The organism is Candidatus Korarchaeota archaeon NZ13-K (assembly GCA_003344655.1).
In the GTDB taxonomy this organism is placed as follows: domain Archaea; phylum Korarchaeota; class Korarchaeia; order Korarchaeales; family Korarchaeaceae; genus Korarchaeum.
Genome location: MAIU01000139.1, coordinates 1 through 1624 on the forward strand (window position 1 = coordinate 1; position 1624 = coordinate 1624).

Annotated in this window: 3 protein-coding genes; 1 reads left to right on the top strand and 2 read right to left on the bottom strand. The window is 56.3% G+C overall.

What is annotated here, in order from left to right:
• Positions 1 to 105: 105 nt before the first annotated feature.
• Positions 106 to 387 carry a hypothetical protein gene (locus BA066_07880; protein RDD52772.1) on the top strand — a complete coding sequence of 94 codons (282 nt, stop codon included), beginning with the start codon at positions 106 to 108 and terminating at the stop codon, positions 385 to 387.
• Here BA066_07880 and BA066_07885 read toward each other — a convergent pair whose 3' ends face one another.
• Both BA066_07885 and BA066_07890 read right to left on the bottom strand, forming a co-directional pair.
• Complete coding sequence (locus tag BA066_07885) at positions 388 to 1287, bottom strand: hypothetical protein (protein ID RDD52773.1); 900 nt, start codon at positions 1285 to 1287, stop codon at positions 388 to 390.
• 106 nt (positions 1288 to 1393) lie between these two features.
• On the bottom strand, positions 1394 to 1624 hold a 231-nt coding region (locus BA066_07890), incomplete at its 5' end, for a hypothetical protein (GenBank protein RDD52774.1).

Genomic DNA, 1624 nt, shown 5'->3' on the forward strand with positions numbered 1-1624 from the left:
TGTTAGCTGTGGTGGCAGTCATCGTCTTGGTGGTCGCGATCCTTCTCTACAGGAGGAGGAAGGAGAAGGTGGAGATCGTCATAAGACCTCCGGGGTCGTGAGAGCATGAGCTACTCCGATCCCAGGGTGGCCTTCAGGCTTGGCGCGCTAATGCAATCCGTCGAGGACAAAGTCATCTACGCGAGACCGAAGGTCGCGGAGCTGAGCAGGGAGCTGGAGAAGCTGAGCGAAGCCTTGGAGGAGGAGGACAGGGAGCTGGTAAAGTCCTGGCTCGAGTACCTAAGGGATCACTACAGCGGCCTCGATGAGCTCGATCCGGATGACAGGAAAGCCCTGGTCAAGGACCTGGAGACCGTCAGGGAGACCGTTGCGAGCAAGATCAGGTGACTACCTCTCTACTAGGAGGGAAATCTCCCTCATTTTTTTGAGTGAGGTGAAACCCACTGAGTGGAGCAGGGCTTCTAGGATGGCTCTCCTGCATATCTCAAGGTAAATTATCCTGTCGGAGAGGAGCCTCGGCCTCTCCTCCAACCTGACTCCCAGTTTCGCGTAGAGATCCCTGATCCTCTCCACGAACCTGAGCATGCCCTCCAGGTTGAAAGCCTTGAAGTAGAACCTCGCGCATCCCCTCGAGGGGACGCTCCTGAAGAGCCTACCGCTCTGAAAAGCCTTTAAGAACTCGAGCGGATAGCGATCGAGCCACCCCGGGACCTCCCACCCATCGTAAAATTCCCTTCTAGTCGGAGCCCCTAGCAGCAGGAGCAGGACCCCCAGGCCGGGCAGCAGGTAGATCTTCCTCTCCTCCCTGTTAACCACGACATCGCCCGGGTTCGCGTTCAGTACAGCCCTCAGGAGCTCCATGATGTGGGAGAGCTGATAGTCGTCATCGTACCTCAGGATGAGGGATACGCTCCTCTCCCTCACCTTAAACTTCGAGCTGCTTGATGCGGAGTATCCTATGAGCGAGGCAATCGCCTCAAGATCGAAGTTCGGCTTCAAGGTTCTCCTGAAGCCGATGCTCTCTATCGAGCAGAGCACTTCCCAGAGGTCTATCCTAGCAAGCTCTGCCAGCTTCACTAGGAGGGCGAACGGCATAGGGGCGCTGGGGGTGGACATCACCTTGATCACCTTCATGACCGGTATCCCGGATTCCTTGGCTATGCTGGTGTAGCTGCTCACCCTCAAGGACCTCACGATGAGCTCCTGCCTCATCTCCAGGCTCACCCTAACCGGGTAGAGCGGTGGCACCTTGCTGCAGTAGAGCTCAACCCTCCCCTCATCCTCCATGGTATCCAAGTAATAGCGCCGATCACCTTATAAGGGATTCCCCTCTTACTTCCAATGAGGGACCTTCGAATGAGAAATTTTGCAGTAAATAAAGAAAAAATTGTGGTTACCTGGTGGCTGATATCCCGAGCAGGCCCTCGAGGGTGGGGGATCTGACACCTGACACTATCACCGTTATCCTGGGCTCCGTCAGATCCTCGGCTATCCTGAACCCCCAGTAGACCCTCTCAAGCAGGTAGTCCTCGGTCAGGAGCTTAGTAGCCGAGCCAGCCTCCTCCAAGCTCGTGTTGGGGGTTGCCTGCAGGTAGACAAGGGCGGAGTCCGCCTCCTTTATCTC